This is a genomic window from Caulobacter sp. LARHSG274, from assembly GCF_052871235.1.
Window position 1 is genome coordinate 25,768 of the sequence record NZ_JBIXJO010000012.1, and the last position, 21,558, is coordinate 47,325.

General features: G+C 70.2%; 14 protein-coding genes. 8 read left to right on the forward strand and 6 right to left on the reverse strand.

Annotated elements, in window-relative coordinates; all coding sequences use genetic code 11:
- The first annotated feature begins 9 nt into the window (after positions 1 to 9).
- Positions 10 to 1,272, forward strand: a complete 1,263-nt coding sequence (locus ACIPQB_RS17770; protein ID WP_446486587.1) for an O-antigen ligase family protein — start codon at positions 10 to 12, stop codon at positions 1,270 to 1,272.
- 543 nt (positions 1,273 to 1,815) lie between these two features.
- Entirely contained in the window at positions 1,816 to 2,013 is a 198-nt protein-coding gene (locus tag ACIPQB_RS17775) for a UvrB/UvrC motif-containing protein (protein ID WP_446486588.1), read from the forward strand.
- Position 2,014: 1 nt separating this feature from the next.
- Here ACIPQB_RS17775 and ACIPQB_RS17780 read toward each other — a convergent pair whose 3' ends face one another.
- Entirely contained in the window at positions 2,015 to 2,161 is a 147-nt protein-coding gene (locus ACIPQB_RS17780) for a hypothetical protein (protein WP_446486589.1), read from the reverse strand.
- Between the two features lie 38 nt (positions 2,162 to 2,199).
- Positions 2,200 to 3,078: a transglutaminase family protein gene (locus ACIPQB_RS17785; RefSeq protein ID WP_446486590.1), complete on the reverse strand. Its 879-nt coding sequence runs from the start codon at positions 3,076 to 3,078 to the stop codon at positions 2,200 to 2,202.
- Between the two features lie 129 nt (positions 3,079 to 3,207).
- Here ACIPQB_RS17785 and ACIPQB_RS17790 point away from each other — a divergent pair, with 129 nt between their 5' ends.
- Positions 3,208 to 3,882: a UdgX family uracil-DNA binding protein gene (locus ACIPQB_RS17790; protein WP_446486591.1), complete on the forward strand. Its 675-nt coding sequence runs from the start codon at positions 3,208 to 3,210 to the stop codon at positions 3,880 to 3,882.
- On the opposite strand, the gene ACIPQB_RS17795 is transcribed toward ACIPQB_RS17790, so the two are convergent.
- The 4 genes from ACIPQB_RS17795 to ACIPQB_RS17810 all read right to left on the reverse strand — a co-directional run bounded on the left by ACIPQB_RS17795 (position 3,879) and on the right by ACIPQB_RS17810 (position 12,190).
- Positions 3,879 to 4,562 (reverse strand): TetR/AcrR family transcriptional regulator, encoded by a 684-nt coding sequence (locus ACIPQB_RS17795; protein WP_446486592.1) that lies wholly within the window; start codon positions 4,560 to 4,562, stop codon positions 3,879 to 3,881. The genes ACIPQB_RS17790 and ACIPQB_RS17795 overlap by 4 nt on opposite strands.
- Positions 4,563 to 4,865: 303 nt before the next feature.
- On the reverse strand, positions 4,866 to 5,069 hold the full coding sequence (locus tag ACIPQB_RS17800; RefSeq protein ID WP_446486593.1) for a hypothetical protein: 204 nt from the start codon (positions 5,067 to 5,069) through the stop codon (positions 4,866 to 4,868).
- Between the two features lie 12 nt (positions 5,070 to 5,081).
- Complete coding sequence (locus ACIPQB_RS17805) at positions 5,082 to 8,861, reverse strand: LamG-like jellyroll fold domain-containing protein (protein WP_446486594.1); 3,780 nt, start codon at positions 8,859 to 8,861, stop codon at positions 5,082 to 5,084.
- A gap of 119 nt (positions 8,862 to 8,980) precedes the next feature.
- On the reverse strand, positions 8,981 to 12,190 hold the full coding sequence (locus ACIPQB_RS17810; RefSeq protein ID WP_446486595.1) for a glycoside hydrolase family 2 TIM barrel-domain containing protein: 3,210 nt from the start codon (positions 12,188 to 12,190) through the stop codon (positions 8,981 to 8,983).
- Between the two features lie 379 nt (positions 12,191 to 12,569).
- Here ACIPQB_RS17810 and ACIPQB_RS17815 point away from each other — a divergent pair, with 379 nt between their 5' ends.
- From ACIPQB_RS17815 to ACIPQB_RS17835, 5 genes are all read left to right on the forward strand, one after another.
- Positions 12,570 to 13,682 (forward strand): acyltransferase family protein, encoded by a 1,113-nt coding sequence (locus ACIPQB_RS17815; RefSeq protein WP_446486596.1) that lies wholly within the window; start codon positions 12,570 to 12,572, stop codon positions 13,680 to 13,682.
- A gap of 42 nt (positions 13,683 to 13,724) precedes the next feature.
- Positions 13,725 to 14,789 (forward strand): LacI family DNA-binding transcriptional regulator, encoded by a 1,065-nt coding sequence (locus ACIPQB_RS17820; protein ID WP_446486597.1) that lies wholly within the window; start codon positions 13,725 to 13,727, stop codon positions 14,787 to 14,789.
- Positions 14,790 to 15,100: 311 nt separating this feature from the next.
- Entirely contained in the window at positions 15,101 to 17,296 is a 2,196-nt protein-coding gene (locus ACIPQB_RS17825) for a TonB-dependent receptor (protein WP_446486598.1), read from the forward strand.
- Between the two features lie 61 nt (positions 17,297 to 17,357).
- Positions 17,358 to 19,331, forward strand: coding sequence for a glycoside hydrolase family 3 N-terminal domain-containing protein (locus tag ACIPQB_RS17830; protein WP_446486599.1), 1,974 nt, complete (start codon positions 17,358 to 17,360; stop codon positions 19,329 to 19,331).
- Positions 19,332 to 19,342: 11 nt separating this feature from the next.
- Positions 19,343 to 21,556, forward strand: coding sequence for a beta-glucosidase (locus ACIPQB_RS17835; RefSeq protein WP_446486600.1), 2,214 nt, complete (start codon positions 19,343 to 19,345; stop codon positions 21,554 to 21,556).
- Positions 21,557 to 21,558: the final 2 nt, after the last annotated feature.

The window sequence follows — 21,558 nt, forward strand, 5'->3', positions numbered from 1 at the left end:
GGCCCGGCGGTGACCCCGGCCTACGGGACGGCCGCCGCGGCGCCGGACCGGCTGACGCTCTCGAAGATCGCCGTGTTCGGCCTGGCGCTGTTTTCCCTGCTGCTCTACAGCGGCGGTTGGGAGCTGCCGGTGGTCGGCGAGAACGCCACCGAGGCCGGCTCGACCATCCTGCGCGTCGCCTATCTGCCGGCCTACGCCGCCGGCTTCGCCCTGATGGCGCTGCGGCCGGGCGCCAGCCTGCGGGTGCTGGTCCGCCAGCCGTTCCTGATCGCCCTGCTGACCATCGCCGCCGCCTCGATGCTGTGGTCGGTGAACCCCGACCAGACGGCGCGGCGCTGCTTCGCCCTGGTCTGCACCACCCTGGGGGCGGCGGTGCTGGCGGCGCGGTTCCGCTGGCCGGCCCTGGCCGAGGTGATCGGGGCGACCTTCGCGGTGCTGATCCTCGCCTGTTTCGTGGCCAGCTTGGCCTTTCCGCGCATCGGGGTGATGACCGAGCTGTTCCCCGGCGCCTGGCGCGGTCTGTGGCGCGAGAAGAACGGCCTGGGCGGGGTGATGGCCTTCGGCTTCTGCGTGCTGGCGGCGGCGGCCCTGCTCAATCCCCGGCGCGCCCGGCTGTGGTGGACCTTCGCCGGCCTGGCCCTGGTGCTGGTGCTGATGTCGACCTCCAAGACCTCGCTGGTCTCGCTGCTGCTGGGGGCCGGGGCGATCGGCTTCGTGCTGGTGGCCCGGCGCGGCCCGGCGGCCGGGGCGGCGGCGACCTGGGCCGGCGTGACCGGCCTGCTGCTGCTGGTCGCCTTCCTGCTGTTCGCCGCCGACGTGTTCTTCGCCATCCTCGGCAAGGACGCCACCCTGACCGGCCGCACCAAGATCTGGGCGGCGGTGATGCGGGAGATCGAGGAGCGGCCGTGGCTGGGCTACGGCTACCAGGCGGTTTGGGGCGACAAGAGCGGCTGGGGGCCGTTCGCCTGGATCAGCAAGAACGCCGGCTTCCAGGCCCAGCACGCCCACAACAGCTGGCTGGAGCAGTGGCTGGGCATGGGCCTGCTGGGCCTGGTCGCCTGGGGGCTGTTCTTCCTGCAGACCATGACCCTGGCGGTGATCGCCGTGTTCCGCGACCGCGGCGGCGGTCTGCTGGCCTTCCCGTTCCTCGTCGTCTACGGCCTGATGTCGCTGACCGAGAGCGTGGCGGTCTCCTATAACGACTTCCGCTGGGTGCTGTTCGTGGCCTTCGCCGCCAAGCTGGCCTTCCCGGACCGCGAGATCGAAGAGTAAGGCCGTCATCGCTCCTTCTCCCCTTGCGGGAGAAGGAAAGTCGTGCTCGATCCCCGCGGTTTGCGGGGATGGACAGTGGTCGGGCCCAATGAAATCAACGTCTTGAAGTTTTCTCGCTTTTTTCGGTCCTCACCCTCCCAGGCCGGCCCGATAATGATCGTCACCTGAAGGCGGGGAGGGCGCTCGGCCGGCGACCTAAGCGGCTTTCAGGGGCGGTCGAGCGGGAGTTAGGCGCGGGCTGAAATCGCCCGCGTGGTCCGGACGGGGTTTCGTCGCCCCTCCGCCCGCCGGGGGCCTCCATCGGAGCGGGTTAAAAATCCGCGACCCGAAGGCTCTCGTCCGAAGGCCGCGCGAAGCGCCTGTCTTCGTCGAAACGGTAACAACAATCAAAGCTATTCCGGGCGAGGCCCGGGCGCTTCGCACCCTCCCAACCCTTCAGCGGCGATCCGCGTGAGGCGGAAAAGCCGTGTCGGGCGTTCAAAGAGCCGGATCGCCGCTTCACGCGTTATCGCAGGATCGCCCCCGCGGCCAGGAGCGCGCCCGATGTCCAGCCAAATCCATCTGTCGCAGCTCGAGGAGGAGATGGCCCAGGCCGTAGCCTCCGAGGATTTCGAGACCGCCGCCGCCCTGCGCGAGCAGATCGACCAGTTGCGCCGCGACGCCCGCGTGCTGGAACCGCCTGGGGCCGACGCGCCCCAGGCCGCCTATTTCAAGCGCCAGGCGCACGAGCGCGGTCGGTGACCTAATGCCCCGGACGCGGCTGGAACGAGCGTTTTTCCTGGAGTTTTAGGCAGGCGTCGTCGGGTTTCTGGCCGTGCTGGGCCTTGGGTTCGGGGTGCGGCCAGTGCGCGGCGCCGGGCGGGGCCTGGTGTTCGAAGCTTCTGATCACGGCGTTCCTCCGTTTTTCTTATCGTTGGCCGCATAGGGTTACGCCGCCGCATCGAGCGCGTCCAGCGGTCGCACGTCGACCGAGACGCTGAGGCTCGACGACCCCGGCTGGCCGATCAGGGTGCCCGAGATCGGCTGGGCCTCGCTGGGGGTGCGGGTGGCGGCGACCCGGATCAGGTCCGGCGACTCGGCCAGGCCGTTGGTGGGGTCGAACTCGGTCCAGCCGAGATCGGGCAGGAACACCTCGCACCAGGCGTGGGTCGCCCCGGCCCCGCGCAGGGCCGCGGTCGGGCCGCTGTAGAGATAGCCGGTGGCGAACATCGCCGCATAGCCCAGCCGGCGCAGGGCCTCGACCATCAGCCAGGCGAAGTCGCGGCAGGCGCCGGCCCCGAGCGCCAGGGTCTGGGCTGGCGACTGGGTGCCCGCCTCCGGCCGCTCGCGGTATTCGAACCGGTCGTGGATGGTGCGGTTCATCCGCAGCAGGAAGTCGATCGCCGGCTCGTCCGGCCGCTCCATCTGCTCGCGCAGCCAGCGCAGCAGCAGGCGGTCGTCGTCGTCGGTGGCCGGGCTGATGAACGGATTGAGCACGGCCCGGTCCTCGCGGGCGTACACGATCGGCGAGACGGTGTGCGGGTCGTCGGGCCGCATGGCGCTCAGCGGGGCCGGGAAGCGGTCGATGACCAGCCGGCTGGTGATGGTCAGGCTGTCGGCCTCGCCGCGCGGCGTGAACCAGCAGACGCAGTTGCCGACCGCGTCATAGGTCCAGCGGGTCTCGCCGGGCAGGGAGGTCTGCAGCGAGGCCTCGACGATGCGGATGGCGTGGCTGTCGCGCGGCCGGATCAGCAGCCTGTGGGTTCCGAACCCGACCGGCTGGGCGTAGGCGTAGCGCGTTTCGTGAAGGATGCCGAGCCGGGTCATGGACCTGCATAACCCGGGCGGGCGGGCTCGGTTCCGCAACCCGGACGCCGGACGCAAGGAGGGAACCCCGGGGCGGCCGGGACATTCCGCACCTGATCGAACCCCGGAATCGAACCCGGAATCCAGGCCATGGCCGCGCCTTCGCCCAAAGTTCCAGAGCGCCCCGTCAAGGCCGGCCGCGAGCGTGTGGGCGAGGTTCCGCCCGACCAGGCCGTCCCGCCGGACCTGGAGACCCTGGCCGCCAGCCTGCAGGTCTGCCGTCGCTGCGACCTGTGGCGCGACGCCACCCAGGGCGTGGCCGGCGAAGGCTCCAGCCGCGCGGCCCTGATGATCGTCGGCGAGCAGCCCGGCGACCGGGAGGACCGCCAGGGGCGACCGTTCGTCGGTCCGGCCGGCCTGTTGCTGGACCGGGCCATGGCCGAGGCGGGGGTGGGCCGCGACCGGACCTTCGTGACCAACGCCGTCAAGCACTTCAAGCACGAGCCGCGCGGCAAGCGGCGGCTGCACAAGACCCCCGACCGCGGCGAGGTCCAGGCCTGCCGCTGGTGGCTGGACGCCGAGCGGCGGCTGGTGAAGCCCAGGGTGATCCTGGCCCTGGGCGCGACGGCGGTGCTGGCGGTGTTCGGCAAGGCCGCCCCGATCGGCAAGACCCGCGGCCAGCGCCAGGCCCTGGCCGGCGAGGCCGTGGGCCTGGTCAGCTGGCACCCCTCGTTCATGCTGCGCATGCCCGACCCCGACGCCAAGGCCCGCGCCTATGCCGAACTGGTCGACGACTTGAGACTGGCGTGGAAGCTGGCGGCCTAAGCCGCGAACCCCGCCTCGGCGAAGGCCAGCATGCGCTGCAGCAGGGCCTCGACGTCGGCCTCGCTGGTGGTGTTTTCCGACAGCACGTTCAGGCGGTCGAACTCGGCGAAGCGATTGTTGTGCAGCATGCCCAGGGTGAAGTGCAGCCGCCAGTAGACTTCCTCGGGCGGCAGGTCCGGCCGGGCCTTGAGCAGGGCGTCGGAGAACCGGCGCAGGTGGCTGACGTCGGTCTGCAGCACCTTGCGGATCTCGTCGGTGCCCTCGCTGCGGGCCCGGATCAGGAACTGCAGCGAGATGCGCCGCTCGTGGTCGGGGGCCAGCCACTTCAGGGGCGGCGACAGCAGGGCCGAGAGGATCTCGCGCAGCGGCGGCGCGCCGTCGTGGCGGTCGGTGGCCTCGTGCAGCTTCTTGGCCCGCTCGCGGTTCAGCTCGACCGTGCGGCGGCGGAAGATCTCGTAGAGCAGGGCGTCCTTGGAGCCGAAATGGTAGTTCACCGAGGCCAGGTTGACCCCCGCCTCGGCGGTGATGTCGCGCACCGACACGTTCTGGAAGCCGTGCAGGGCGAACAGCCGCTCGGCGGCGACGAAGACCAGGTTCTTGGTGACGGCTTCGTTGTCGATCGGCTCCAGCTCGGGTTCCGGCGCTGGATGGACGGCCGCGGCGTCGCTCTTCGGACTCACTACGATATTCCCTTTACCTATGGGGAAGTCTTACGGCCGTTCGAATTTGGCGCAAGCGTCAAGATGCCGGGGAGGCGGAAAGCGGCCGGCTCGCCCAGGGAACGGGCAGGTCGCGTCGACCAGGCTCGCGGTGGGCCCGCCGATGGAAACGCCCACTCTACTCCGTCTCCCCGGCGAAGGCCGGGGCCCAGATCATAGGGCTGTGCATTTCGGATAGGCGGCCAGCACGACGGCTGAATCTGGACCCCGGCCTTCGCCGGGGAGACGGGATGAAAGATGATTCAGCCTTCAATCATCGCGCGCCTAAGCCGCCCGGGCGGCCAGGCGCTCATAGCGCTGCAGGATCCGCTCCAGGGTCGAGCGCTTGATCGGCCGGCCGTCGCGCAGCTTGGTCCAGGTGGTCTCGCTGATCGCATAGCAGTCGAACAGGTGCTCGCGGGTGACGGCCGGCAGCCGGGCGCGCAGGCGCTGGACGAGGTCGCGGGGGACGGTGAGGGTTTCGGCCATGGGCGGTTCGTATCAGGGGGCTGTGATGCTGTTATTAAGCTGGGTGATCTCCGGCGACCCGGCCGGAGCGACGATGCGGACGCGGTAGCCGCGCTTCCAGCCGGCCCGGGTCGCCAGGGTTACGACAGCGGTCCTGGGCTTGAGGTCCAGAGGCGCGGGCAGGGCCGGGATCGCGGCGCGAGCCAGTTCGCGGCCGGCGGCGTCCTCCAGCAAAAGCAGGCTGGGCGGGGCCGCCCGAGCGCCGAGGCTGTGGACGGTGACGGTCAGGCCCGAGCGCGCGGCCTTGACGTCGTCGCGGCCGATCCCGAGGTCGGGGCGGTCGGTGACCGGCGCGGCCGGGGTCTCCAGGGCCAGGTCCCAGGTGGTGGTCCGGCCCGGGGCGAAGGTCAGGTCCAGGCCCGCGGTGCGCTCGAAGGCCAGGCGGCTCTTGGGCTCGGCCGCGCCCTCGACGGCGCGAGTCAGGGTCCACTGGCCGGCGGCCACGTCCCAGCCGGTCATCACCGCATGGACCGGACTCGCGGTAAGGTTGTAGCCGGTGACCTTAAAGCTCGTCGGCCCGCCGGTGACCAGGATGCCGACGTCCTCGGCGGCGGTCGGGGTGTCGAACCGCCAGCTGACGATGTGGCCGGGGAACATCTGGTTGCGGCGCAGGGCCATGCCGCCCAGCCGCGAGCGCTGCAGGATGTCGCTGAACAGCTCCACCCGGTCCGACCACCAGCGGGCGTCGGTCAGCATCCACATCCGCTGCTCGGCGGTGGTGATCTCGTCGCCATAGACCCGCTCCAGATAGGCGGTGTCGCCGGTCGAGCGCCAGGCCTCGTAGAGGGCGAACGGGTCGTCCGAGCCCTTGGCGACCATGGCCTTGAGGATCGGTGTGGCCTTGTCGCGCTGGCCCAGCATGTCGATCACGTCGCTGTTGAGTTCGTCCAGCCCCTTTGGGCCGCCATGGGCGATCTGCCCCAGCAGCGGGCGCAGGTATTTGGCGTCGCCCGTCCAGCGCCAGGCGGCCCAGAACAGCTGCATGACCGCGACGTTGCCGCGGCCCTTGCCGACCAACTCGCCGCGCGACTGGCCGGTGGCGGCGTGGATGTCCTCGGGATAGCGCCAGGTCCCGTCCGGGTCCTGCTTGCCATGCGCCAGGTGGCCGTCGGCCAGGTCGAGGACCAGCTTGCGCATGGTCGGATCGCCGTTGAAGTCGGCCAGCAGGATTCCCGGATGCAGGACCAGGTAGGAAAAGGGATGCGACCAGCCCCACGGACCGTCGCGCGAGACGTCGGTGGCCGAGAAGAACCGGCTGAGGATGTGGACATGGCCGTCCTCGGCCTGGCGGGCGATGGTCGGATAGGCGCGGGCGGTCGCCATCAGGCCCTCGACGACCTTGGGGTCGCCATAGTTGGCGTACATCGCCTCGGCCTTGAGATTGATCGCCTCCTCGTAGGAGTGGAGCTCGTCGGTCTTGATCCAGCTGAGGCCCAGCGGGGCCATGCCGTTGCGGTCGGCGGCGTCGAGCAGGGCGTTCAGCGAGGCGGTGGTCTTGTCGGGGATGTCGCCCATCAGGGCCAGGGGCGGCCATTGCTGGGTCAGGTCGTCGTCGTCGGAGATGCCGCCGCCGAAGTCGCCATAGGCGTCCTGGCGGTTGTCGATCCACCATTCGATGAAGCGGCGCACCCGCTTGAGGTCCTCGACCTGCAGGAAGGCCCAGCGGGGAACGCCGGCGGGGGCGGTCGGCAGGGCGACCGGGACGCCGGGCTGCTCTGGATTGAGCTCGGCCCACATCTCGCGGCCGTGCCGGTTGGCCGGGTCGACCCACAGCAGGTCCGAAAGCTCCAGCTCCAGCCGGACATAGCGCGACAGCCGCTTGGAGGCGTCGTGCTCCTCGACCAGGAAGGCCAGGTTGTCGCGGGCCTGGACCAGGCGGTCGGCGACGTGCTCGGCCCTGGCGTCCTGGCTCGGCTTGAACTTCAGGCGCACGGCCATGCCGTCCAACTGCCGGGCGTCGAAGTCGGGGCCGGCGCCGGCGATCGTCAGGTAGAGGCTGCGGTCGGCCGGCAGCATGCGGTCGCGGGTGTCGAGGAACACCGTGCGGGCCTCGCCGGGCTTGACCGAGACATTGACGTCGATCAGGTCACGGCCCGGCCACAGCGGGTCCTTGACCTTGATGTTCAGGGGGAACAGGTCGCCGTGGGTGGGCTTGACGTTGAGGGCCGGGATGTCGAGGGCCACGCCGTCGAGGCCGGCGTCCAGGCCCTGCCAGCCATATTGGAACTTGCCCACCGGGCCGCCGGGCCGGGCCAGGCGGAAGTCGGCCGGGATCAGCAGGTGGACGATCGGCAGGGCGGGGCCGGCGGTCGCGGCCCGGGCCTTGACCGGGGCGCCGGCGGGCAGGGCGGCGACCAGGGTCCGCTCGCTCGCCGCGAACCGGCCCTGGACGAAGGTCGCCAGCGAATCCAGCGTCGGATAGGCGGCCGGGTCGGCGCCGGGCCGCGCCACATAGCTGAGGGTGAACGCGTCCGGCTCGGCCCCGGCGGCGACATGGTAGGCGGCCAGTTCCTGGATCGGGGTTTCCTGGACGACGTTGTCGAACCGCAGCCGGCCGCCCCTCAGGTCGGGGAACGAATGGACGGTGCGCAACTCGCCCTTGGGCCGCACGGCCAGCGGGGTTTCATGGCCGGCGGCGTCGATCGTCGTCAGGGCGCCGTAGGCCGCGCCCTGGAACTCCAGCCGGTTCCACGGCTCGTCCGGCAGGGTGAAGGTGACGGCCTTGCCGCCCTCGACATAGACGTTCCAGTCGGGTAGCTCGAAATAGTCGTGGCGGCCGGGCAGTGTCGAGCGGTTGTAGACGCCGGGCCAGGTGGTCTCGGCGATGCCGTCCGAGCCCAGGTCCATGCGCTCTTTGCGGTCATACTGGTCGGTGAACTCGACCTTGCGGATCCGGGTGGCGGGGGCGGCCAGATAGGGCGGCGGATCGGCGGGACGGTCCCAGCCGTAGCGGTAGAGCCAGGTCCTGGAGTCGAAGCCGGGGGGCGGCGCGGCGGCCGGCTCGCGACCGGCGGCCAGGGCCGTCACCTCGGCGGCCGCCAGGGCGTGGTCGTAGATGCGGATGTCGTCGACGTCGCCGCCGCGGATGAATTGGAAGGCGCTCTGCACCTGGTGCGGCGAGATCACCCGGCTGTGCGGGCCAAACTGGTCCAGCCCGGCGTCGAGGGCGGCGGCCTGGGCCTTGGCCGCCAACAGCTTGCCGTCGACATAGAGGGCGATCCCCCCGGCCTGGTCCCAGGTGAAGGTCACGAGGATCCACTGGTCGGGCCTGGGCGGCGGCGCTGTGACGCTGACCCGCACCCGGGCCAGGTTGTTGTCGGTGACGAAGGCGTCGAAGCCCCGGCCGTTCCAGTCGATGCGCAGCCAGGTCATGTCCCAGCTGGTGTGGTCGGCATAGCCGACCCGGAACAGCGGGAAGGGCGTCGGGCCGACCGGGTCGCGGGCCCGCCAGTAGAAGCTCAGCGTGCCGCGCTGGGCGTAGATATTGCCCGGCGCCATCCAGCTCAGCGTCTGCTCGCCGGCCGCCTCGACATAGGCGCCGCGGACCGGGTCGGTCCGGATCCTGACCTTGTCGGCGAAGTTGGGCTGGGCCTCCCCGGCGGCGCGGTCGGCGGTCAGGCCCTGGTCGCCGGTCAGGTGGAACAGCAGGCCGTCGGCGCCGGCCTCGGCGCAGGCCAGGCCCGGGGCTGCGACGACAAGAGCGGCCGACAGCAGCAACGCCGCCTTGAGGCTCTGTCCGGTTCCCGGGGTCATGACGCCCTCCCTGAAGTCGCTCGTAATGAGTCTGGTTGTGGAAACCGGTGTCATTCAAAGCGGCCGGGAGATCAAGGCGCCATCGCGGTTCGCCGCCCTCCAAACGCCGTTTGTCAGGATCAGTCGTCGCCGCCGAGGGCTCCGATCTTGCCGCGGTCCAGGGTCGAGGGGCTGAGGGTGAAGGTGAACGACCGCGGCGCCAGGGGGATGCGGTCCTTGACGTGGGCCCGGGCCGCCGGGCTCCAGGTGTCGTCGCCGCCGAGCCCGACCTGGACCGCGTCGACCAGCAGGCTGACATGGTCGTGCGGGACGATGTCGGAACTGCGCCAGGTTCCCGGCGGCCGGCGCTGCAGGTCCTCGTAGGGGAAGGCCAGGACGTTCATCGACAGCGGGGCCGCGCCGGTGACCCGCACGCCGTCGCCCTGGGCCGAACCGACGTCCATCCAGCGGACGTCGACCTTGTTGCCGGTCTCCTGGGGCCGCATGAAGTCGTGGTTCTGGTCGGCGATCCTGCCGTGCCACAGGCCAAGAGCCCCGCTCCACTTGCGGTCGGCATAGGTCTCGTGCGGGCCGCGGCCGTACCAGGCCACCTCGGTCATCGCCGTGGGCATGGTGAAGGCCAGGCCGACCCGCAGCGGATCGGGCAGGTCGTCCTTCAGCGGCGTGAAGCGGCCGGTCACGGTCACCGTCCCGTCGGCGGCCATGGCGTAGGTGGTCAGGAAGCGCACCGCCCCGGCCGCGAAGTCGTAGTCGACCGCGACCTCGCCGCCGCCCGAGGGCAGGGCGCGGACCTTGATGTCGCGCACGTCGCGGGATTCGGAGAACTGCCGCCAGGCCGCGTGGCTCTTGTCGACGCCGCCGGCCAGGTCGTTGTCGGTCAGCGGGCGGTAGAAGTTCGGCGCGCCGCCGGCCAGCAGGGTCTTGCCCCCGACCGCGTAGCTTGCCACCAGGCCGGTCTGCCGGTCGATCACCAGCTCGGCGTCCTTGGCGGCCAGTTTCACGGCCTTGGCGTCGTCGGCGACCTTGACCGGACCGGCGGGCGGAGCGGGCGGGGTCGCGACCGGTCCGGGCAGGATGAACTGGTCCCAGCCGATCACCTCGCCGCCGGCCACCAGCGGCACGGCGCCGTCGCGGGCCCGGGCCCGCAGGGTCAGCACGCGCTCCGCGCCCGGCTTGCTGGGCGCCGCCAGGGCCAAGGTCAGGGCCTGGCTCTGGCGGGCGGCGGTGGTCAGGACGCCCAGGTCGCCATGGGCGGTCGGCTGGCCGTCCTCGAGCAACTCCCATTCGAAGGAAAAGCCCGACAGGTCGCGGAAGTCGTGGCGGTTGACGACCCTGAACTGTCCGCGCCCGGCGTCGACCGCCTCGAAGCTGACCGGCGCATAGATCTTCTTCAGCTCGTGCAGCTGCGGATTGGGCGTGCGGTCGGGCTGCAGCAGGCCGTCGCCGAATTCGATGTCGCCGCCGGGGTTGGGACCATAGTCGCCGCCCATCTTCCAGTAGGGCTTGCCGTCGGCGGTCCTGCCGTTCATGCCCTGGTCGACCCAGTCCCAGACGAAGCCGCCCTGCAGTTTCTTGGGATAGGCGTAGATGACGTCCCAATAGGCCTTCAGCGTGCCGCCGCTGTTGCCCTGCATGTGGGCGTATTCGCACTGGATCATGGGCTGGGTGAAGCGCGGGTCGGTGGCGTAGTCGACCATCTTCTCGACCTCGTCATACATCGGCGCATAGATGTCGACGTAAGGGTTGGGGGCGTGGAAGTCGGTCGTGCCCCAGCCCAGATAGCTGATCAGCCGGCTAGGATCGCGCTGGCGGATCCAGGCCGCGCCCTTGGCGAAGTTCGGGCCGATGCCGGCCTCGTTGCCCAGCGACCAGAAGATGATCGACGGGTGGTTCTTGTCGCGTTCGACCATGTTGGCCACGCGGCTGACATGGGCGGCTTCCCAGGCCGGGTCGAAGCCGATCTGGTACTTGGCGCGCTCGGCCGGCTCGCGGTTGCCCTTCTCCATATAGGCGTGGGATTCGACGTTGGCCTCGTCCATCACATAGAGGCCGTACTCGTCGGCCAGGGCGTACCAGCGCTCGTCGTTGGGATAGTGCGAGGTGCGCACGGCGTTGACGTTGTTGCGCTTCATCAACTCGATGTCGCGGCGCATCGAGGCTTCGGAGATGACGTGGAAGGTCTCCGGATCGTGCTCGTGGCGATTGACGCCGCGGATGACGATCGGCCGGCCGTTGACCATCACCTGGCCGTCCTTGATCTCGACGGTGCGGAAGCCGATGCGGCTGGCGGTGGCCTGGACCACCTGGCCCTTGGCGTCCAGCACCTCGACCAGCAGGTCGTAGAGATTGGGGGTCTCGGCCGTCCAGGCCCGCACCTGCGGCACGACGGCGCTGAGGGTGACCGTGCGGCCGGCGGCGGGGGCCACCTGCGCCTGGCGGGTCAGCACCGTGCGCCCGCCGTCCAGCAGGGTGGCGCGGACCTGGACCGGGGTCTTGGACGGGGTCACCTCGACGTCGACGGCCAGCTTGCCGTCACGATAGGCCTGGTCGAGCGTGGCGTGGGCGAAGACGTCGCGGGCCCGCACCTTGGGCGCGGCCATCAGCCAGACGCTGCGCTCGATGCCGCTGACCCGCCAGAAGTCCTGGTCCTCCAGATAGCTGCCGTCCGACCAGCGATAGACCTCGATCGAGACGTTGTTGGCCCCCGGCCGCAGATAGGGCGAGACGTTGAACTCCGACGGCAGCTTGGAGTCCTGGCTGTAGCCGACCGCCTTGCCGTTGACCCAGACATAGTAGGCCGAGCCGGCGGCGCCGATGTGCAGGATGACGTCGCTGCCGTCCCAGTCGGCCGGCACGGTGAAGTCGCGGCGATAGGAGCCGACCGGATTGGTCGCGTGCGGGATCAGCGGTCGGTTGGCCGGGAACGGATAGGTGATGTTGTTGTAGCGCGGCTGGTCATAGCCCTCCGCCTGCCAGTCGGACGGGACCTTGATGCTCTTCCAGCCGGAGACGTCGAAGCCGTCGCGCCAGAAGTCCTTCGGGCGCTGGTCGACGCCCGGCGAGAAGGCGAACTTCCAGTCGCCGTCCAACGACTGGTAGCGCTTGGAGGCGGCCATGTCGCCGCCCAGGGCCAGGGCGCGGTCCTCGAACGGAAAGCCCGTGGCGCGGGCCGGCTCCTTGCCGCGGGCGAACACGGCGGGATTCTCCCAGTCGGGCCGGTCGGCCGACACCTGCGGCTGGATCGGCGTGGCGACCTCGGCGGCGGCGACCCCGCCCAGGCCCAGCACCAGGCCGGCCGTCAGCATCAGGCGTGCGGAAAGCGACTTCATCGAGGACCTCCGGGGATCAGGCTGTTCAGGCGGCCGGGCGACCGGCGGGCGCGGGGAAACGGCGGGCCTTCGAGGCGCGCGCGATTCCCGTATCAGGCGATCATGCCCCGGCCAATGGACCTGTTCCATGGGGATCCGTCGTGTCCTGCCCTGGGAAAGCGTTGAAGCCGCCTTCCGTCCGTCGTTGCGTCGCGAGGACTAGGTCGTTAGGCCCGTCGTCGACGTCGACGGATGTATCCTGATATCGTTATCAATATCAAGGGCGGCGCCCAAGGCGGCGGCGGGCTGCGATCGGCTATGCCGTTTCACGACGCCTGGGGCGCATCGCGGGCCGAATCGCTCGACGAAGGATCACCCGCCCCGGACTTTCAGGATGGCCATGCCCCAGCCCCGCTTCCTGTCGCTCGACGTCTTTCGCGGCCTGACCGTCTGCCTGATGATCATCGTCAACACGCCAGGGGCGGGGAGCGATCCCTATCCGTGGCTGGAGCACGCCGCCTGGTTCGGCTTCACCGTCACCGACCTGGTGTTCCCGTCGTTCCTGTTCGCGGTCGGGGCGGCGATGGCCTTCGCCTTCTCGCGGCCGATCGACAACCGGACCTTCCTGCTGAAGGTCGCCAAGCGCACGGCCCTGATCTTCCTGCTCGGGGTGCTGCTGTACTGGTATCCCTTCGTGCAGAAGGTCGGCGGGGCCTGGTCGCTGATCCCGGTCGGCGGGTTGCGGATCATGGGCGTGTTGCAGCGCATCGCCCTGTGCTACGCCCTGGCGTCCCTGGCGGTGCGCTATCTGCCGCCGCGCGGCCTGCTGGTGCTGAGCGCGGTGCTGCTGCTGGGCTACTGGGCCGTGCTGCTGGCCTTCGGCGACCCGGCCGCGCCGCTGTCGAAGCTGGGCAATGTCGGCGGCCGGCTCGACCTGCTGGTGATCGGCCAGGCCCACCTCTACCGCTGGGACGGCGGCTTCGACCCCGAGGGCCTGCTGGGCACGCTGCCGGCGGTGGTCAACGTCCTGGCCGGCTACATGGCCGCGCGCTTCCTGCGCCAGCAGAGCGATCCCCGCGCCAGCCTCTTCCGCCTGGTCCTGGCGGGGGGCGTGCTGGTCATCGCCGCCCTGGCCTGGAGCCCGGTCTTCCCGATCGGCAAGAAGCTGTGGACCAGCAGCTTCGTGCTGCTGACCGTCGGCCTGGACCTGATGATCCTGGCGGCCCTGATCGCCCTGCTGGAGGGGCGCAAGTCCAACGCCGCGGTGGCCTTCTTCCAGGTCTTCGGCCTCAATCCGCTGGCCCTCTACCTGTTCTCCGAGCTGTTCGTGGTCACCCTGCAGCGGATCGAGGTCCGGCCCGGCGTCGACCTCTTCAGCTGGATGGGCGAGGCGGTGTTCCAGGCGATCGCGCCGGGGCCGTTCGGTTCGCTGCTGTTCGCGATCGCCTACATGCTGGCGTGCTGGCTGCTGGGCTACGCGATGAAGCGCCGCGGCGTCATCATCAAGCTCTGACGCCGCCTCGCTTCCCGCGCCCGACTCCGCTAGGTTCACGCCATGGAAAGACGACGATCGAAGGCGGAGGGGGCGGGGATCACTATCGTCGACATCGCCCGGCAGGCCGGCGTCTCGATCAAGACCGTATCCCGAGTGATCAATCGCGAGGACGGGGTCGGGGCCGAGGCGCGGGCCCGGGTTGAGGACCTGATCACCCAGCTGGGCTATCGACCCAACGTCTCGGCCCGGTCGCTGTCCAGCCGCCGCAGCTATCTGATCGGCGTGATCTTCGTCCGCATGGGCGCCTATCACTATATCAGCGAGGTCCAGCTCGGCGCGCTGCGGGCCTGCCGCCGGGCCGGCTACCGCCTGGTCGTCGAGCAGGCCGACGAAGCCGAGTCCGACAGCCGCGAGGGCCTGGTCCAGGCCTTGCGGGACAGCCGCTTCGACGGCCTGATCCTGACGCCGCCCCTGTGCGACGACCCCAAGTTCCTCGATGCCTTGGAAGCGCTGGGCCTGGCCTATGTGCGGGTGGCGCCGGACCGCGATTTCGGCCGCTCGCCCTATGTGTTCATGGACGACGCCGGCGCGGCCCAGGCGGTGACCGAACGGCTGCTGGACCTGGGCCACCGTCGCATCGCCTTCATCGACGCCCCGCCGGACCACACCGCCGCCCGCCGTCGCCGCGAAGGCTATCTGGCCGCCCTGGCGGCGCGCGGCGTGGCCGCGCGGCCGGACTGGATCATGCCGGGCAATTTTGACAGCCTGTCGGGCTTCGAGGCCGCCGAGCACCTGCTGGACCTGGCCGAGCCGCCGACGGCGATCTTCGCCGCCAACGACGGCATGGCCGTCGGGGTGCTCGCCGCCGCCGCCAAGCGCAAGGTCTCGGTGCCCGACGAGCTGTCGGTGGTCGGTTTCGACGACACGCCCGCCGCCGCCTCGGCCTGGCCGCGGCTGAGCACGATCCACCAGCCGGTCGCCGAGATGGCCGAGGCCGCCACCGAGATGCTGATCGAGGGTTTCGGCGACAAGCGATTCCGCGGTCGCACCGTCGTTCGCCAGCTTGACTACGATTTTGTCGAGCGGGACTCGATGGCGCCGCCGCCAGGGGCGGGCCCCGTCTAGAGTATTTACCTGCGGGCCAGCTCCGATATCCGAAATTTCTTGGCCCGAACCCAAGCGTTTTAGAGATCAAAATTCCAGACAGCGGTGTCTTTGAAAATCTCATAGACAACGTTGTCGTAGCGTGATGTCTAATGACGACAACGTTGTCGTGCGGACCAGATCCGAAGATCGACACCGTCGCCAAGCCCCGGGACAGGGGCGGAGGAAACGATCGGTCGTCGCTTGCGGCGCCGAAATGGAAGCCGGCTCGCCGGCCGACGCGGAGGCGTCGGCGCGCCCGATCCCGGCTTCGCGCAGGAAGGGGAACACAGATGCGCACCATGTTCTTGGTCTCGACCGCCCTGGCGGTTGTCGGCCTTCACGCGCCGACGGCGTACGCCCAGGAGGCGGCCCAAACGGCCCAGCTCGACGAGGTGGTGGTCACCGCCCAGCGTCGTAGCGAAAATCTCCAGAAGACGCCGCTGACCGTATCGGCGGTGACCGGCGACAAGCTGGAATCCCAGGGCATCAAGTCGGTGGTCGACCTGGGCAACCAGGTGCCGGCCCTGCAGATCACCTCCAGCGGCGGCGGCGCGGCCCAGATCTTCCTGCGCGGCATCGGCAGCACCAACACCACCGAGGTCGGCGACCCGGCGGTGGCCTACCATATCGACGGCATCTACATCGCCCGCTCCACCTCGGTGGGCTCCCTGTTCTACGACATCGACCGGGTGGAAGTGCTGCGCGGCCCGCAGGGCACGCTGTATGGCCGCAACGCCACGGCCGGCGCGATCAATGTCATCACCAAGAAGCCCAAGCTGGGCGACTACGAAGGCTACGGCTCGGTCGACGTCGGCAACTACGGGGCCCTGACCACCAGCGGCGCGGTCAATATCCCGGTCGGCGACACCCTGGCGGTGCGCGCAGCCTTCCAGCAGAGCCGCCACGACGGCTATGTCACCGCCCTCAACAAGGGCCCGGGCACCGGGGGCAACGACCGCTACGACCAGGACGACAAGTCGGCCCGCCTGCAGGCGCTGTGGAAGCCCAGCGATGTGTTCTCGGTGCGGCTGACCGCCGACTACCTGCACCAGGGCGGGGCCGGCGGCGGCGACCAGACCTACGGCACGGCGCGGGTAACCGGCGATCCATGGACCTGCAACTGCTCGGTCAACCTCTATCGCAACAACCGCTTCTTCAGCACCGGCGGCGAGGCCAACTGGGACCTGGGTTTCGCGACCCTGACCTATCTGGTCGGCTACAACTTCTCGCGCCTGGACCGCAACGGCGAGAACGCCAGCACCGGCGCGCCCAACTATTTCAAGGGCAAGGACCACACCTGGTCGCACGAGCTGCGGCTGGGCGGCGACACCGGCGACCTGAAATGGGTGGTCGGCCTCTACCGCTTCACCGAGGACAACAATGTCGACTTCCGGGTGCAGCTGGCGACCAACTCGTTCCTGTCGTTCATCCAGCCGGAGGTGACGGCGGAGTCGTGGGCGGCGTTCGGGCAGGGGACCTATGCATTGTCCGACCGCCTGCGGGTCACCGCCGGCCTGCGCTACACCGAGGACCGCAAGGCCCGCAACGGCGGCACCTACCTGACCAACGGCGCCGGGGCGATCACCTCGACGGTGGTGCTCAACGTCGCCGACGCCAAGTGGGACGCCCTGAACTGGAAGCTGGGGGCCGACTTCGACCTGACCAGCGCCTCGATGCTCTATGCCAACGTCGCCACGGGCTACAAGGCCGGCGGCTATTTCGACGGGGTCGGCCAGAACACCTACGAGCCCGAGAAGATCACCTCCTACGAGGCCGGGGTGAAGAACCGCTTCCTCGACAACCGCCTGCAGCTCAACGCCTCGGCCTTCCTCTACGACTACAAGGACTTCCAGGTCTCGGCGGTCGGGGTGATCGCCGGCCAGAACGCCACGGTGACGCTGAACGCCGACAAGGCCCGGGTCTATGGCCTGGAGCTGGAAAGCAACTTCGTGCTGACCGAGCACGACCGGATCGACGCCACGCTCGGCTGGATCCACGCCGAATACACCGACTTCGTGCTGCCGCTGGGCGACGCCTTCGCCAACAACAACGCCAATGCGACGGTGGCCGGCTGCTACACGGCAAACTTCGCCGCCGCCGCCCCGCGATCGACCGACTTCTCGGGCTGCCGCATGGCGCGGACCCCGGCCTGGACGGTCAATCTCGGCTACCAGCACGCCTGGGAGATGTCGTTCGGCGGTACGCTGACCGGGCGGGTCCAGACCCACTACGAAAGCGGCAAGAACCTCGAATATCACGGCTTCGCCCAGAACAAGCAGGACGGCTTCACCAAGTCCGACGTCAGCCTGACCTACGCCAGCGCCGACGACCGTTGGACCCTGCAGGGCTATGTCCGCAACATCGAGAACGAGGACGTCCGCACCGCCTCGTCGCCGAACGCCACCACCGGCCTGGCCACAAACGGCAACGCCGACTTCTACGCCCCGCCGCGCACCTACGGCGTGCGACTGGGCGTGACCTTCTAGACCTGCCTGGCTCCCGGCGGACCTGCCCGCCGGGAGCCGTTCCTTGTTCCCGAGTTCTCGTATGCCCCTGTTTCGCCGCCTGCTCCTGACCGCCGCCGCGGTCGCCCTGGCGCCCGTCGCCGCGGCCGCCCCCGTCCAGCCGGTGCTGGGCTCGCGCGGCGGCGCGATCGTCGCCGTCGACGGGCTGAAGTTCCGCGACCTCGACCGCGACGGAAAGCTGTCGCCCTACGAGGACTGGCGGCTGGACGCCGAGCGCCGCGCCGCCGACCTGACCGCCCGCATGACCCTGGACGAGAAGGCCGGGGCGATGATGCACGGCACGGTACCGGCCAAGGGGCCGCTGGGCGTCGCCGGGATCGGTGCCGGCTACGATCTCGACAAGGCCGCGCCGCTGATCCGGTCGCGCCACGTCGAGACCTTCATCACCCGCTTGTCGGGCGCGCCGGCGATGCTGGCCGAGCAGAACAACGCCCTCCAGGCCCTCGCCGAGGACACGCGCCTGGGCATACCGGTGACGATCAGCACCGATCCCCGCAACCACTTCCAGTTCACCGCCGGCGCCAGCGTGACGGCCGGCGGCTTCTCCCAATGGCCCGAGGCGACCGGCCTGGCGGCGATCGGCGATCCGGCCCTGACCCGTCGCTTCGGCGAGGTCGCCCGCCAGGAGTACCGCGCCGTCGGCATCCACCAGGCGCTGTCGCCGATGGCCGACCTGGCCACCGAGCCGCGCTGGTCGCGGATCAACGGGACCTTCGGCGAGGACCCTGAGCTGGTCGGGGCGATGGTCAAGGCCTATGTCCAGGGCTTCCAGGGCGGCGAGATCGGCTTGGCGGCCAACGGCGTCTCGGCGGTGGTCAAGCACTGGGTCGGCTACGGGGCCTCGGCCAAGGGCTTCGACGGCCACAACCGCTACGGCCGTTTCGCCGTCTTCCCGGCCGGCCAGTTCGACCAGCATGTCCGGCCCTTTGACGAGGCCTTCGCAGCCGGCGTCGTCGGCGTGATGCCGACCTACGCCATCCTCCAGGGCGTCACCCTGGACGGCAAGCCGCTCGAACCGGTGGGGGCGGGCTTCAGCAAACAGCTGCTGACTGACCTGCTGCGCGGCAAGCACGGCTTCAAGGGCGTGATCCTGTCGGACTGGGCGATCACCAACGACTGCGGCGACACCTGCAGGAGCGGCTTTCCGGCGGGCCAGCCGCCGACCTTTCAAGGCTTCTCCACCGCCTGGGGCGTCGAGGACCTGAGCAAGGTCGACCGCTACGCCAAGGGCGTCAACGCCGGGCTCGACCAGTTCGGCGGGGTCGAGGACACCGCCGAACTGGTCGCCGCCGTCCAGGCCGGCAAGATCGCCCCGGCCCGGATCGACCAGTCGGTGCGCCGCATCCTGGCGGTCAAGTTCGAGCAGGGCCTGTTCGAGAACCCCTATGTCGATCCCAAGGCCGCCGAGGCCATCGTCGGCGCCCCGGCCTTCGTCGCCGAGGGGCGCGCCGCCCAGAGCCGGGCCCTGACCCTGCTGGAGAACAGGAACGGCCTGCTGCCGCTGAAGGGCGCCGGCCGCAAGGTCTGGCTGCTGGGCGTCTCGCCGGCGGTCGCCCAGGCCCACGGCCTGACGCCGGTGACCGACCTGGCCCAGGCCGAGCTGGCGATCATCCGCACCGCCGCGCCGTTCCAGACCCTGCACCCGACCTACACCTTCGGCAGCCGCCAGCACGAGGGCGACCTGTCGTTCCAGGACGGGGCGGCCGACTACGCGGCGATCAAGGCCGCCAGCGCCAGGGTCCCGACCATCGTCAGCGTCTATCTCGACCGCCCGGCCATCCTGACCAAGGTCAGGGACAAGGCCGCGGCCCTGGTCGGCGACTTCGGGGCCAGCGACGACGCGCTGCTCGACGCCCTGACCGGGGTGGTCGCGCCCCAGGGACGGCTGCCGTTCGAGCTGCCGTCGTCGATGGCCGCCGTCGAGGCCCAGGCCGAAGACGCGCCCCACGACTCCGCCCAACCGCTCTATCCGATCCATTACGGCCTGACCTATTGAGGATGACCGCCATGCCCCGCACGTCCGCCGCCGCCGCCAGCCTGGCCGTGATCTCCGTCGCCATCGGGGCCCTCGCCACCGGCGCACTCGCCCAGGCGCCCGCCGGCAGGCCCTGGATGGACCCCAAGCTGTCGCCCGACGAGCGCGCCCGCCTGCTGGACCAGCAGCTGACCCTCGACGAGCGCATCGGCCTGGTCCACGGTCCGATGGCCATGCCCTTCAAGATCAAGGAGATCCCCAAGGGGGCGATCGGCTCGGCCGGCTACATCGCCGGGGTCGAGCGGCTGGGCATACCCGCCCTGCAGGAAAGCGACGCCAGCCTGGGGGTGACCAACCCGCTCGGCCTGCGGCCCGGCGACGGCGCCACGGCCCTGCCGTCGGGCCTGGCCCTGGCCGCCACCTTCAATCCAAAACTCGCCTATGAGGGCGGCGTGCTGGTCGGCGGCGAGGCGCGGGCCAAGGGCTTCAACGTCCAGCTGGCGGGCGGCGTCAACCTAGCCCGCGACCCGCGCAACGGCCGAAATTTCGAGTATCTCGGCGAGGATCCGCTGCTGGCCGGGACCCTGGCCGGGGAGTCGATCCGCGGCATCCAGTCCCAGCACGTGATCTCGACGGTCAAGCACTTCGCCCTGAACGGCCAGGAGACCAACCGCCACTGGGCCAATTCGGTGATCGACGAGGCCGCCCACCGCGAGTCCGACCTGCTGGCCTTCCAGATCGCCATCGAGAAGGGCCAGCCCGGCGCGGTGATGTGCGCCTACAACCTGGTCAACGGCGACTACAGCTGCGGCAACGACCACCTGCTCAACGGCGTGCTGAAGGGCGACTGGGCCTACAAGGGCTGGGTGATGTCCGACTGGGGCGCGGTTCACGCCACGGACTACGCCGCCAAGGGCCTCGACCAGCAATCGGGCGAGCAGCTCGACGACCAGGTCTGGTTCGGCGCGCCGCTGAAGGCCGCCGTCGAGAACGGCCAGATTCCGGCCGAGCGGCTGTCGGACATGACCCGCCGCATCCTGCGCTCGATGTTCGCCGCCGGCCTGTTCGACGTTCCGGCCGCCAAGGGCGAGATCGACTACCCGGCCCACGCCGAGGTCGCCCGCAGCGTCGCCCAGGAAGGGATCGTGCTGCTGAAGAACCGAAGCGGCCTGCTGCCGCTGGCCAAGACCGCCAGGACCATCGCCGTGATCGGCGGCCATGCCGACGCCGGGGTGCTATCGGGCGGCGGCTCGTCCCAGGTGGTCGCGCCCGGTGGCGCCAAGGTCTCCATCCCCCTGGGCGGGGAGGGCATGATGGCCGCCTTCCGCAACCAGGTCTTCCATCCTTCCGCGCCGCTGGCCGCCATCCGCGCCGAGGCCCCGGACGCCCAGGTGACGTTCAATGACGGCCGCTACCTGGCCTCGGCCGTGGCCGCCGCCAAGGCCGCCGACCTGGTCATCGTGTTCGGCAACCAGTGGATGGGCGAGGGGGAGGACGCGCCGGACCTGTCGCTGCCCGACGGCCAGGACGCCCTGATCGCCGCGGTGACCGCCGCCAACCCCAACAGCATCGTGGTGCTGCAGACCGGCGGGCCGGTGGCGATGCCGTGGCTGGACCAGGCTGGAGCGGTGCTGGCGGCCTGGTATTCGGGCGCCAAGGGCGGCGAGGCGATCGCCGACGTGCTGTTCGGCGAAGTCGACGCCTCAGGCCGCCTGCCGGTGACCTTCCCGACCGCGATCACCCAGTACCCGCGCGCGGTCCAGCCCGGGCTCGGCCTGCCGGAAAAGACCCCGTTCGACGTGCCCTATACGGAAGGCGCGGACGTCGGCTACCGCCGGTTCGCCGCCACCGGCGAAAAGCCGCTGTTCCCGTTCGGCTACGGCCTGTCCTACACGCGCTTCGCCTACGCCAATCTGAAGGTCACCGGCGGCCAGACGCTGAGCGTCGGTTTCGACGTCACCAACACCGGGACCCGGCCGGGCAAGGACGCGCCGCAGGTCTATCTGACCAGCGTCGCCGGCAAGCCGTCGCAGCGGCTGATCGGCTTCGAGAAGGTCGCGCTGAAGCCGGGCGAGACCCGCCACGTCACCGTGACCGCCGATCCGCGGCTGCTGGCCGCCTTCGACGCCGCCGGCCGTCGCTGGAGCGTGGCGGGCGGCGACTACCAGGTGGCGGTGGGCGCCTCGTCCGCCGACCTGTCGCTGAAGGGTTCGGCCCGCCTGAAGGCCCGGTCGATCAAGCCCTGACG